11 protein-coding genes and 1 pseudogene are annotated in these 12,343 nt (G+C 72.7%); 5 read left to right on the top strand and 7 right to left on the bottom strand.

Translation table 11 applies throughout. From position 1 onward, the window contains the following. Positions 1–6 precede the first annotated feature (6 nt). Positions 7–684, top strand: a complete 678-nt coding sequence (locus AC07D6_RS09670; protein WP_479043170.1) for a response regulator — start codon at positions 7–9, stop codon at positions 682–684. 72 nt (positions 685–756) lie between these two features. Here the strand turns inward: AC07D6_RS09670 and AC07D6_RS09665 are convergent. Both AC07D6_RS09665 and AC07D6_RS09660 read right to left on the bottom strand, forming a co-directional pair. Beyond that, positions 757–1,392, bottom strand: a pseudogene (locus AC07D6_RS09665) (phosphatase PAP2 family protein); the annotation flags it as partial. Positions 1,393–1,700: 308 nt separating this feature from the next. Beyond that, a complete protein-coding gene (locus AC07D6_RS09660; protein WP_479043169.1) occupies positions 1,701–2,927 on the bottom strand; it encodes an NAD(P)/FAD-dependent oxidoreductase in 1,227 nt (408 codons plus the stop codon). 835 nt (positions 2,928–3,762) lie between these two features. On the opposite strand from AC07D6_RS09660, the gene AC07D6_RS09655 reads away from it, so the two are divergent. Beyond that, positions 3,763–4,143, top strand: coding sequence for a hypothetical protein (locus AC07D6_RS09655; RefSeq protein WP_479043168.1), 381 nt, complete (start codon positions 3,763–3,765; stop codon positions 4,141–4,143). Between the two features lie 182 nt (positions 4,144–4,325). Here the strand turns inward: AC07D6_RS09655 and sodN are convergent, their stop codons facing one another. Beyond that, positions 4,326–4,721 (bottom strand): superoxide dismutase, Ni, encoded by a 396-nt coding sequence (gene sodN / locus AC07D6_RS09650; protein ID WP_023586605.1) that lies wholly within the window; start codon positions 4,719–4,721, stop codon positions 4,326–4,328. A 159-nt stretch (positions 4,722–4,880) separates the two neighbouring features. On the opposite strand from sodN, the gene sodX reads away from it, so the two are divergent. Further along, on the top strand, positions 4,881–5,306 hold the full coding sequence (gene sodX / locus AC07D6_RS09645; RefSeq protein WP_479043166.1) for a nickel-type superoxide dismutase maturation protease: 426 nt from the start codon (positions 4,881–4,883) through the stop codon (positions 5,304–5,306). Here the strand turns inward: sodX and AC07D6_RS09640 are convergent. From AC07D6_RS09640 to AC07D6_RS09625, 4 genes are all read right to left on the bottom strand, one after another. Next, the gene (locus AC07D6_RS09640; protein WP_315875724.1) at positions 5,210–5,839 is read right to left on the bottom strand and encodes a CGNR zinc finger domain-containing protein; all 630 of its coding nucleotides are present in this window, start codon (positions 5,837–5,839) and stop codon (positions 5,210–5,212) included. The genes sodX and AC07D6_RS09640 overlap by 97 nt on opposite strands. Positions 5,840–6,284: 445 nt before the next feature. Continuing rightward, positions 6,285–7,052: an amino acid ABC transporter ATP-binding protein gene (locus AC07D6_RS09635; protein WP_315875723.1), complete on the bottom strand. Its 768-nt coding sequence runs from the start codon at positions 7,050–7,052 to the stop codon at positions 6,285–6,287. After that, complete coding sequence (locus AC07D6_RS09630) at positions 7,049–7,987, bottom strand: amino acid ABC transporter permease (RefSeq protein ID WP_315875722.1); 939 nt, start codon at positions 7,985–7,987, stop codon at positions 7,049–7,051. Before AC07D6_RS09630 ends, AC07D6_RS09635 begins: the two co-directional genes overlap by 4 nt. Positions 7,988–8,030: 43 nt before the next feature. After that, entirely contained in the window at positions 8,031–9,020 is a 990-nt protein-coding gene (locus tag AC07D6_RS09625) for an ABC transporter substrate-binding protein (RefSeq protein ID WP_315875721.1), read from the bottom strand. Between the two features lie 657 nt (positions 9,021–9,677). Here AC07D6_RS09625 and AC07D6_RS09620 point away from each other — a divergent pair. After that, a complete protein-coding gene (locus AC07D6_RS09620) occupies positions 9,678–10,901 on the top strand; it encodes an NAD(P)-dependent malic enzyme (protein ID WP_315875720.1) in 1,224 nt (407 codons plus the stop codon). A gap of 409 nt (positions 10,902–11,310) precedes the next feature. Further along, entirely contained in the window at positions 11,311–12,279 is a 969-nt protein-coding gene (locus AC07D6_RS09615; protein WP_479043164.1) for a zinc-binding dehydrogenase, read from the top strand. The last annotated feature ends 64 nt before the right edge of the window (positions 12,280–12,343 follow it).

Raw genomic sequence — 12,343 nt, 5'->3', positions numbered from 1 at the left:
CGCGCGATGATCCGGACACTGATCGCCGACGACGAGCCGATGGTCCGCGCGGGCGTCCGCGCCGTCCTCGCCACCGACCCCGGCATCGAGGTCGTCGCGGAGGCGGGCGACGGCCACGACGCCGTCGAGCTGACCCTCCGCCACCGGCCCGACGTCGCCGTCCTCGACATCCGCATGCCCGGCCTGGACGGCATCCGCGCGGCGGCCGAGATCCGCCGCGCGGCACCCGCCACGGGGGTGGTCGTCCTGACGACCTTCGGGGAGGACGACTACATCCTCCAGGCCCTCGGCAACGGCGCCGCCGGCTTCCTGATCAAGTCGGGCGAGCCCGAGGAGCTGATCGCGGGCGTCCGCGCGGTGGCGGACGGCGCCGCCTACCTGTCACCGAAGGTCGCCGCGCGCGTGGTCGCGCACCTCGCCGCCACCGGCGCCGGCGACCGGGCCGCCCGGCGCGACACCGCCCGCGAACGGGTCGCGGCGCTCACCCCACGCGAGCGGGACGTCCTGTCCCTGCTCGGCACGGGCCTGTCCAACGCCCAGATCGCCCGCCGGCTCCACGTCGTGGAGGGCACCGTGAAGGCCCACGTCAGCTCGATCCTGTCCCGCCTGGGCGTCGACAACCGGGCCGCGGCCGCCGTCGTCGCCCACGAGGCGGGCATCGTCCCGCCGCCGGACCGCCCGTGACCCGGCGCGCGTCGCCAGGGTCCGCGCGGTGAGCCGCCGCGCGGGCGGGCCCCCGACCAGCGCGGCGGCCACCGCGAAGGCCCCGCCGAGTACGGCGCCCGCGGCCACGTCGTGCGGGTAGTGCACGCCCACCAGCACCCGCAGCAGCGCGGCGGCCACCGCGAGCGGCAGCGTCAGCAGGGCCAGCCCGGGCCGTACGAGGGCCAGGCCGACGGCCAGAGCGGCGGCGAGGGTCGCGTGGTTGCTGGGGAACGACCAGTCGCCCGGCTCGGGGCACTCCGCCACCACCCGCGCGACCGCCCCGAGCGCCCGGCAGGGCCGCTCCTCGTCGACGATCAGCTTGACGGCCTCGCTCACCCCGTACGCCACGACGGTCCCCACCCCGGCCAGCACCGTCCCGGCGACCCGGCGCGCGTCCCCAGCGCGCAACCCCGCCCACCACACGGCGAGGAGCAGCACCCCGAGCACCACGAGCGTCCCCTCGGTGGCCACCTCCAACAGCCCGCCCAGCCACCCGGGCCCGTCCACCGCGGCCCCGCTCAGCGCCCGGTACGCGTCCGCGGAGGCCCCGGTGGTCACGGCCGTCGCACCGGGATCCCCCAGCCCCCCGGGCGCGAGCCACACGACGACGCCCCCGCCGATCCCGAGGGCACCCCCACCCCCTGCCAACCGAGCCGCCCGCGTGCCACGCCGAAGTCCCTTGTCCATGCCGCCGAAGCTAGAGGCCGACCCGCCCCGGAACCCCTGCCGAACAGCGGCTGCACCCCCCGACGAAAGTCAGGGCCGACCCCGATCCCGACCCCGACCGCCGAGGCCCCGCTCTCCGGGCGGCCGTCGGAGCGCGGCCTTGCCGCACGGCGCGACGGGCGATGTGGCCCGCCCCCGGATGGCCCCCGGCCCCGGATGGCCGTCGCCCCCGGATGGCCCCCGCCCCCGGACGGCCGTCGGAGCGCGGCGCGGACCCCCGGCCCGCACCGACGGGTCCGCGCCGACAGAACCGCGCCGACGGAACCGCGTCAGTGCGCGTCGTAGATGCCCCGGTAGTGGCCCAGGGCCGTCTCGCGGATCTTCTCGTCGCTCCACGAGGCGAAACGGTCGGGGGCCAGCCGCTCGGGGTCGACGAGCAGGTCGCCGGTGTCCAGGAGCATGTTCGCCAGCTGGCGGCCGACACCGCCCGCGTGCGTGACCCAGGACGCCTCCGCGCACCACAGGCCGGCCACCCCGGCGGGTCCGACCAGCGGGAGCTCGTCGGGGGTCAGGGCGAACACGCCGTTGAGGCGTCGCCCCCTCGGCGCCGTGCGGAAGACCGGCACGAGCTCGGTCGCCTCGGCGAGGGCGGGACCGAAGACGCTTTCGCTGAAGGGGAGTTCCGCGGAGGCGAGCGAGGCCGACGGAGTCAGCGGGAGCGGGGCGTGGGCGTAACTCCCCAGTCCGTAGCGGCGGCCGTGGCGGCGGGCGTAGACGGTGTGGTCGGGGTAGCGGACGATCGGCGCGTCGATGGGGGTGTCGTCGAGCCCGGGCAACTCGGCGGTGAACAGGTAGGGGTGCTGGACGTCCACCATGGGCAGCCGCACCCCGACCTCCGCCGCCAGCACGGGCCCCCAGATCCCGGTGGCCAGCACGACCCGGCCGGCGCGCAGCAGCGTGCCGTCCGCGCCCGCGCGCACGCCCACCACCCGGCCGCCCTCGGACTCCAGCGCCCGCACCGGCGTGCCGAAGCGGAAACGCGCCCCGCCCTCCTCCGCGGCCTCGACGAGGGCGAGGGTGAGCGCGACCGGGTCGGCCGCGCCGTCGGACGGCAGGTACAGCCCGCCCAGGGCGCGGTCGGCGTCGACCAGCGCGGGCGCCAGGGCGACGGCCTCGGCGGCGTCGACCACACGCGCCTCCAGCCCGACCCGCCCGCCCTGCTCGGCATCCCGGTGGGCCTGCTCCAGGCGGGCGGGGGTGGTGGCGACCTCCAGGCAGCCGACCTGCCGGAAGACCGGTGCGGGCACGGCCTCCGAGAGCGCGCGGTAGAGGGCGACGCTCTGCCGGGCCAGCGCCGTCAACTCCGGGCTGGCGCTGAGCTGTCCCACGAAACCGGGCGCCAGGCCGGTCGACCCGGGCAGCACGGCACGGTCACGGGCGTCGAGCACGGTCACCCGGTCGTGCCCCAGCCGCGTGAGGTGGTACGCGACCGAGGCCCCCACCACACCGGCCCCGACGATCAGGATCTCCTCCGCGGACCGCTTCCCCGCACTCATTCCCACACCCGTCTCCTCTGGTTCGGCAGCGCCGTCTCCCCGCACGCCCGGACAGGAAGGATCCTCGGCCACGGGCGACAGATGACCAAGCAGTCGGCGGATTCGGCGACAAACGGCCGGACGCCCCCGGCCGTCCCTGCCGATCGTTTCCCGACGCTCCGCCCACACGGCCGCACCGGGACGAACGGCCACCGTCGGCATCTCAGAATGTGGAACATGCGGTCTCAGGAGGCGAAAGGCCCCGCCCGCACGCCGGCTCACTGTTCTGGGCCGGGAATTGAACGGGCCACAGCATGGTCGAGTTGCGCAGGCGGCGCACCTGCGTGAACGACTACAGCACGCGGTCGTCCCCGCGGCCTCACCCGCCGCCCACCCTCCCAAGCTGCCGACGTGACCGAACTGTCCGCCGCCCACGACGCCGCCGTCACCGACCGGACCCGCCTGGCGGGCAGCGCGTACAGCAGCGATGGGGACCTGGCGGCCCGGCAGCTGCTCTACCGGTGGCAGACGCCCCGTTACGACCTGCCCGGCATCATCGGCGAGCAACTGAGCGGCGTACGCGGGCGCGTGGTCGACGTCGGCTGCGGCAACGGCACGTTCACCCAGCGGCTCCGCGACGGACCGTCCCCACCTGACCCTGCTCGGCCCGGACATCGTCTCCGGCATCCTCGCCGGTGTCCCCGGCCCGGTCGCCGTGGCGGACGCCACCCGCCTGCCGCTGACCACCCACCGGGAGCGTCGACGCCGCCTTGGCGCTGCACATGCTCCCTACCACGTCCCGGACATTCCCCAGGCGGACAGAGAGCCGTCCCGTGTCCTGACCCGTGACGGACTGGTGATCGTCTCCACCAACAGCGACCGCGACGAGGTCGAACTCGACGATCTGTGGCAACGGGCCACCGGCGACGTCCCGGGCACCGAACGCGGACCGGCCCGCATTTCGCTCAGCGCCCGCTTCTCCCTGGAGGAGGTCCCGGCCGTCCTCGGCGAGGAATCCGACCGGGTGGAGACGATCGAACCGCCCGGCACCGTCACCGTCCGCGATCCTGAACCGGTCATCGCCCACATGGCGTCCTACCGGGCGTGGGCGGACCAGCACGAGGTGCCCTTCGACGCGACCGTCGACCGGGCCCGTGCCCTCGTCACCGACCACATCGGTCAGTACGGGGCGTACGAGATCACTTGCCCGGGAGGCGTCCTCGTCCGCCGCCGATGAGGCGCCGACGGGGCCGGCGGGAGGGGTCCGCGCGGTCTTCCCGGCCCCGTCTCCCGTCGCTCTCCCGAAGGTTCTCGGGAACAAGGGTCTCGGGAACGCGGAAGGGCCCGGCCGCTCGGTGCGGCCGGGCCCCGTTCATGCGTTCCGGCCCGCGGCTCCCCTGCGGGGCCGCGGGGCGGGGATCACGCCTTCTTGGTCTCCCAGAAGATGCGGTCGATCTCGGCGATGAGCTCCAGGGCCTTCTCGCCGGTCTTCGGGTCCGTCGACGCCTTGGCGGCCGACAGGGCCTTCAGGGTGTCGTTGACCAGCTGGTGCAGCTCCGGGTACTTCTCGAAGTGCGGGGCCTTGAAGTAGTCGCTCCACAGCACGGAGACGTGGTGCTTCGCCAGCTCGGCGCGCTGCTCCTTGATCACCGTGGCGCGGGCCTGGAAGTGCGGGTCGTCGTTCGCGGCCATCTTCTCCTGGACGGCCTTGACCGACTCGGCCTCGATGCGGGCCTGAGCAGGGTCGTAGACACCGCAAGGCAGGTCGCAGTGGGCGCTGACCTTGACCTTCGGGGCAAACAGGCGGGAAAGCATGCAGCTGTCCTTCCTCGTGATCGTCTTCTCAGGTGGGACATTACTCGGTGAGGGACCGGTTTTCGCGAGCGCCCCCTGAGGCTTAGGACAAAAGTCCGGGGTGATCATGGGACCGGTGGAGGAACCGCACGTGGGAACCCCGGCAGGTGGTGGACGCTGATGACGGAACGAGGGCGCGGGCCCTTGCTGCCCTTCGGGATCGCGGAGGTGACGGGGCCCTCCATGGTGCCCACGCTGCACCACGGGGACCGGCTGCTGGTGCACTACGGGGCGCCGTTGCGCCCCGGCGCGGTGGTCGTGCTGCGCCATCCGCTCCAGCAGGACCTGCTGATCATCAAGCGGCTGGTGGAGCGGCGCGACGGCGGCTGGTGGGTGCTGGGGGACAACCGGGCCGCCGAGGCGGTGGACAGCAGGGCCTTCGGGACGGTCCCCTCCGAGCTGGTGCTGGGCCGGGTCCGGGCGCGGTACCGGGGCGTCCGGCCCGGGCGTCAGCGGTCCGTCGGCGTCGTGCTGGCCTGGCTGCTCTCGGCCGTGCGGCCGGTGCTCGCGGACCGCTCGGTCTCCAAGCGCTTGCGGGCCCGGTAGGCGGCCACGTTGGCGCGGGTGGCGCAGCGGTCGGAGCAGTAGCGGCGGGAGCGGTTGGTGGAGGTGTCCAGGTACGCGTTGCGGCACGGGGCCGCCTGGCACAGGCCCAGCCGGTCCGCGCCGAACTCCGTGAGGTGGAACGCCAGGCCCATGGCGGCGACGGCGGCGTACCCGGCGGTCGCGTTCGACGGGTGTTCCGCCAGGTGCATGTGCCAGCGGGGGTGGCCCTCGTCGTCGAGCAGGTCGTGGCCGGAGATCTGGGGGCTGACCGGGAACTCCAGCAGCAGCGAGTTCAGCAGGTCCACCGCCCGCGCCGGGTCGCCCTCGTCGGCCGCCGTGAAGACCGCCCGCAGCCGCGCCCGCACCGCGCGGAACCGGGTCACGTCGCCGTCCGTCACCCGGCGGGACATCTGGGACATCTCGATGAACAGGTCCCGCACCGCCTCGACGGAGGTGAGGGAGTCCTTGTTGCGCGCCGGCTCCTCGGTGTTCACCAGACGCACGGCGTAATCCGAGTAATAGGCCAGTTCCACGAGAAATCCTTACCGGAGCGGTCTTGGGTTCGACGGTTCAAGGGTAAGAGACGAATGTGGAATTCGGGTGTTACTGGATGGATTGTGTCCAGTCCGCCCCCGGGCCGGGAGGCGCCTTCGGGCCGGGGGGCGCTTCCGGGCCGGGGGGTGCCTCCGGCTCGACCCGGCCGGTCCAGCACCCGGCTCCGCCGGCCCACTCCCGGCCCGGCCACCCCCGGCCCGGCCACTCCCGGTTCGGCCGCCTCTGGCTCGCAGCCCCCGGCTCGCAGCCCCCGGTTCGGCCCGGCCGCCTCCGGCCAGGTTCGGCCGGTTCAGCCCCAGGCCCACCCGCCACGGCCGGCGCCGCACGGCCGCGCCGTGCGCGGAAGAAGGGGCCGCGTGGAGAAGGGGCGGTACGGGCGCCGGTGCCCGTACCGCCCCCTCGCCGCGCGGCTCGCCGAGCCGGTCAGAGGACCTTCGACAGGAACGCCTTCGTCCGGTCGTGCTGCGGGTTGGTCAGGACGTCCCGCGGGCGGCCCGACTCGACCACCACGCCGCCGTCCATGAAGACCAGCGAGTCGCCGACCTCGCGCGCGAAGCCCATCTCGTGCGTGACGACGACCATCGTCATGCCCGACTCGGCCAGGTCCCGCATGACGTCCAGCACGTCGCCCACGAGCTCCGGGTCGAGCGCCGACGTCGGCTCGTCGAACAGCATCAGCTTCGGCTCCATGGCCAGCGCGCGGGCGATCGCCACCCGCTGCTGCTGGCCGCCGGAGAGCTGCGACGGGTAGTGGTCGGCGCGGTCCGCGAGGCCGACCCGGTCCAGCAGCTTCAGCGCCCGCTCCCGGGCCACGGCCTTGGTCTCCCGCTTGACCTGGACCGGCGCCTCCATGACGTTCTCCAGGGCCGTCATGTGCGGGAACAGGTTGAAGCGCTGGAACACCATGCCGATGTCCCGCCGCTTCAGCGCGACCTCGCTGTCCTTGAGCTCGTACAGCTTGTCGCCCTTCTGGCGGTAGCCGACCAGCTCGCCGTCGACGTACAGCCGGCCGGCGTTGATCTTCTCCAGGTGGTTGATGCAGCGCAGGAACGTCGACTTGCCGGAGCCGGACGGGCCGATGAGGCAGAACACCTCGCCCGGCGCGACCTCCAGGTCGATGCCCTTGAGGATGTGCGCGGCGCCGTAGGACTTGTGGACGCCCTCGGCCTTCACCATGGCGGTCGCGGTCATGCCGTGCCTCCCTGCCGGCTGGAGAACGACAGCAGGTGCGTCTTCACCTTCTGCCAGGGGGTGGCCGGAAGCGAGCGCGAGCTGCCGCGCGCGTAGTACCGCTCCAGGTAGTACTGCCCGACGCTGAGGATCGAGGTCATGATCAGGTACCAGGTGGCGGCCAGGAAGAACATCTCCACCGGGGCGCCGGACGACTGCCCGATGTCCTGCGCGTGCTTGAACAGTTCGGCGTACTGCACCGCCGCCACCAGCGAGGTCGTCTTCAGCATGTTGATGACCTCGTTGCCCGTCGGGGGCACGATGACGCGCATCGCCTGCGGGACCACGATGCGGCGCAGCGTCTTGCTGTGGCTCATGCCCAGCGCGTGGGCGGCCTCGGTCTGGCCCTCGTCGACCGCGAGGAGGCCCGCGCGGCAGATCTCGGCCATGTACGCGGCCTCGTTCAGGCCCAGGCCCAGGAGCGCCGTCAGGAACGGCGTCATGAAGTCGGACCACTCGTCCTTGTAGACCGGCCCGAGGTCGATGTAGGTGAAGACCAGGCCCAGGTTGAACCAGACGAAGAGCTGGACCAGGACCGGGGTGCCCCGGAAGAACCAGATGTAGAACCAGGCGATCGACGACGTCACCGGGTTCTTCGACAGCCGCATGACGGCGAGGAGGATGCCGCCGACGATGCCGATGGTCATCGACAGGACCGTCAGGAGCAGCGTCTGGCCGACGCCCTCGATGATCCGGTCGTCGAAGAAGTAGTCGGGGATGGCGCCCCAGTTGATCTTGCCTTGAGCGAACGCGTACACGATCGCGGCGAGGGCCGCGATGGCGACGGCGGCGCTGACGTACCGGCCGTAGTGGCGGACCGGAATCGCCTTGATCGCCTCGGGGCCGGAGGGCGGGACGGTGTCCTCCGGGCCCTTCTTCTCGATGTCAGTTGTCACAGTGGTGGTGCCTCTCAGTGGCCTGCTGGTGCCCGGCCGGGGGTCAGGAACCGCCGTTGATCTTGGCCTCGGTCACGGCGCCCTGGGAGACGCCCCACTTGTCGAGGATCTTCTTGTACTCGCCGTTGGCGATGATCGCGTCCATGGCGGCCTTGATCGCGTCGCGCAGCTGCGTGTTGCCCTTGGCGACCGCGATGCCGTACGGGGCGGCCTCGACCTGCTCGCCGACCATCTGGAAGTCCTTGCCGCCGCCGGAGGTCTTCACGGTGTACGCGGCGACCGGGAAGTCCGAGGAACCGGCGTCCGCGCCGCCCGCGCGCAGGCGGGTCTGGGCCAGCTGGTCGTTGTCGAAGGACTCGATCGTGATCGCGGGCTTCTTGCCGTCCGCGCACTTCTTCGACTCGGCCTTGGCCAGGTCCTCCGAGACCGTGCCGCGCTGGACGACGATCTTCTTGCCGCAGAGGTCCGACCAGGTCTTGATGCCCTTGTCGTCGCCCTTCCTGGTGTAGATGGAGACGCCGGCGTTGAAGTAGTCGACGAAGTCGACGCCCTCGCCGACCTTCTTCCCCGTCTCCGGGTCGATGCCCTCCTGGCGCTCCTTCGTGTCCGTCATGGCGGACATCGCGATGTCGTACCGCTTGGCGCGCAGACCGGTGACCAGGGTGTCGAAGGTGGCGCCCTCGAACTCGAACGTCACGCCGAGCTGCTTGCTCATCGCCTCGGCGAGGTCGGGGTCGATGCCGACCGTCTTGCCGTCCTTGTCCTTGAACTCGACGGGTGCGTACGCGATGTCCGAACCGACCTTGATGGAGCCCTTGTCCCGGATGGCCTGCGGCAGCCTGTCGGCGAGCGGGGCGGAGGTGACCGCCGCGCCCTTGGTCTCCTTGTCGGAGGCGCCGTTCTGCGTCTGGTCGCCGCACGCGGTGAGCAGCAGGGCGCCGGCGACCGCGGTCGCAGCGACCGCGGCGGTCCGGGACGACCGCGGCGTCCAGGTCTTCGCGGCGGTCGAGCGGCGGGTGGTGCTTGCGGTCATGGTCGGGTTCCTCCGGCGGGTGAAGGGAATGCCAAGGGGTCGGGCACGCGCCTTCGAGTGTCGCGACCTCGTGTGATTACGGCATCTTGCCATTCGGACCACCCCCCACAAGGGGCTCCGCATGTCAAAATCGGATAACGGGTGACCCCTGAACCTCAACGCCCCGGCCCATCGCGGCCGGACCTTCTGCGGACCTCTCGGTACCGCGCCGGAAAATCTCCTGCCGATCTCGGTATCCGGACGGGATTGCGGTTGCAATCCGGAGCCGGAGAGGACGTGTCCAGACATTCGCCTATGAGTCATGTCACCGAGGCGCGGAGCACTCCGGGGCGAATGGCCGGATGTGCCGCCCCGGCGGTCCGGCGCGGCGGACCGCCCGGCGGGGCGGCCCGACCGTTCCGGCCGGGGCGCCGCGGGGGCCCGGTGGCCGGCCCGCGGGAATCGGACTCGTCCGGCGGGGCCTCCGTCAGGTAAGAAGGATCCTTACACCCCTCATCCGGGGCTCAGGGCGCGTTGTGCGGCGCGCCCGCGCGTCCGTACCAGTCCCCGCGGGGGCGGGCCAACCGCCTGACGCGAGGCACGGACGCGGTGCCCGCCCACCCCTCCTCAACCAGGAGTGGCAACCCTCGAACATGAAGAATTAAGGGGTAAACCCACATGGCAGCGGAGATCGTCAACCCTCGTAGCGACAGCGACACCGCAGGCGGTGCGCAGAGCGCTTCGGACGAACCCTTCGATCCGGCATTCGCCCTCCACCGGGGCGGAAAGATGGCCGTGCAGGCCACCGTCCCGATCCGCGACAAGGACGACCTGTCCCTCGCGTACACGCCCGGCGTGGCGAAGGTGTGCAGCGCCATCGCCGAGCGTCCCGAACTCGTCCACGACTACACCTGGAAGTCCCAGGTCGTCGCCGTCGTCACGGACGGTACGGCCGTCCTGGGCCTCGGCGACATCGGGCCCGAGGCCTCGCTCCCCGTGATGGAGGGCAAGGCCATCCTGTTCAAGCAGTTCGGCGGCGTGGACGCGGTGCCCGTCGCGCTCGCCACGACCGACGCCGACGAGATCGTCGAGACCGTCGTCCGGCTCGCCCCCTCCTTCGGCGGGGTGAACCTGGAGGACATCTCGGCGCCCCGGTGCTTCGAGATCGAGCGGAAGCTCCAGGAGCGCCTCGACATCCCGGTCTTCCACGACGACCAGCACGGCACGGCCGTCGTCACCCTCGCGGCCCTGCGCAACGCGGCCAAGCTCACCGGGCGCGGTCTCGGCGACCTGCGCGCCGTGATCTCCGGCGCGGGTGCGGCCGGTGTGGCGATCGCGAAGTTCCTGCTGGAGGCCGGCCTCGGCGATGTCGCGGTCACCGACCGCAAGGGCGTCGTCAGCCGGGACCGGGACGACCTGACGCCGGTCAAGCGGGAGATCGCCGAGCTCACCAACAAGGCGGGCCTGTCCGGCTCGCTGGAGTCGGCCCTCGCCGGCGCGGACGTCTTCATCGGCGTCTCCGGCGGTACGGTGCCGGAGCCCGCGGTCGCGTCGATGGCGCCGAACTCGTTCGTGTTCGCCATGGCCAACCCGAACCCGGAGGTCCACCCCGACGTCGCGCACAAGTACGCGGCGGTCGTGGCCACCGGCCGGTCGGACTTCCCGAACCAGATCAACAACGTGCTGGCCTTCCCCGGGATCTTCGCGGGCGCGCTCCAGGTGCGGGCCTCCCGCATCACGGAGGGCATGAAGATCGCGGCGGCCAACGCGCTGGCGGACGTCGTCGGCGACGAGCTCGCCGCCGACTACGTGATCCCGTCGCCGTTCGACGAGCGCGTCGCCCCGGCGGTCACCGCGGCCGTCGCGGCGGCCGCCCGCGCGGAGGGCGTCGCCCGCCGCTGATCCACCCGGAGGGCCGTGCGGCCACCCCGTGCGGGGGTGGGCCGCACGGCCCTTCGGCGTGCCGGGGCGGGTTCCCCCGGGCCCTGTGTCTTGGGCTCCCTGTGCCTGCGGCCCCTGTGTCTTGGGCTCTCTGCGCCTGGGGGCTCTGTGTCTCGGGTTCCTCGTGCCCTGAGCCACCCGCGCTTCGGGCTCCTCAGCCCCCGGGCCCCGAGCCCCGCGCCCCGGGCCCCGAGCCCCCGCGCCTTGGGCCCCCGTACTCCGGGCCCTCCGCGCCTTGGGCTCCCGCGCCCCGCGCCCCCGGCGCGGGATCCGCCGGACGGGCCGGTGCCGGGGCGGAAGCGGGTGGAGGGACGCGTGTCACACGGGGGCGTGGTTCCGTCGCGTACCGTGCGCCCCTAGTCTCAGGGCCATGTTCGCTGCCTATGCCGCACGTATCGACCGCGATCAGCCCCTCAACGGCCTTGAGCTGGGCGACCGCCCTGAGCCCGAGGCACGGCCGGGCTGGACCACCGTCACCGTCAAGGCCGCCTCCCTCAACCACCACGACCTGTGGTCCCTGCGCGGGGTCGGCCTGCCCGAGGACAAGCTGCCGATGATCCTCGGCTGCGACGCCGCCGGCGTCGACGAGGACGGCAACGAGGTCGTCATCCACTCCGTCATCGGCCAGACCGGACACGGGGTCGGCCCCCGTGAGCCCCGCTCCATCCTGACCGAGCGCTACCAGGGCACGTTCGCCGAGCGGGTCGCCGTGCCCGTGTGGAACGTGCTGCCCAAGCCCCGGGAGCTGAGCTTCGAGGAGGCCGCCTGCCTCCCCACCGCCTGGCTCACCGCGTACCGGATGCTGTTCACCAACGCCGGGGTCCGCCCCGGCGACTCCGTGCTCGTCCAGGGCGCGGGCGGCGGCGTCGCGACCGCCGCGATCGTGCTGGGGAAGGCCGCCGGGCTGCGGGTCTTCGCCACCAGCCGCGACGAGGCCAAGCGCAAGCGCGCCGTCGATCTGGGCGCCGTCGACGCGTTCGAGCCGGGCGCGCGGCTGCCGCAGCGGGTGGACGCCGTCATCGAGACGGTCGGCGCCGCCACCTGGTCCCACTCGGTCAAGTCCCTGAAGCCGGGCGGCACCCTGGTCATCTCCGGCGCGACGAGCGGCGACCGGCCCTCGCACGCCGAGCTGACCCGGATCTTCTTCCTGGAGCTGAAGGTCGTCGGCTCGACGATGGGCTCCAAGGAGGAGCTGGAGGACCTGCTGTCCTTCTGCGCCGCGACCGGGGTCCGGCCGGTGATCGACGAGGTGCTGCCGCTGGACCGGGCGCGGGAGGGCTTCGCCAAGATGGAGTCCGGCGACCTGTTCGGGAAGGTCGTGCTGACGCCGGCTTCCTGACGCCCTTGTCCTGACGCGCCCTTGAGGGCCCGTCAGGTCTGCTGGTGGGATCTCCGGCATCGCG

The organism is Streptomyces sp. NPDC045287, from assembly GCF_056432325.1.
This window is presented reverse-complemented; position numbering and strand designations above follow the sequence as displayed.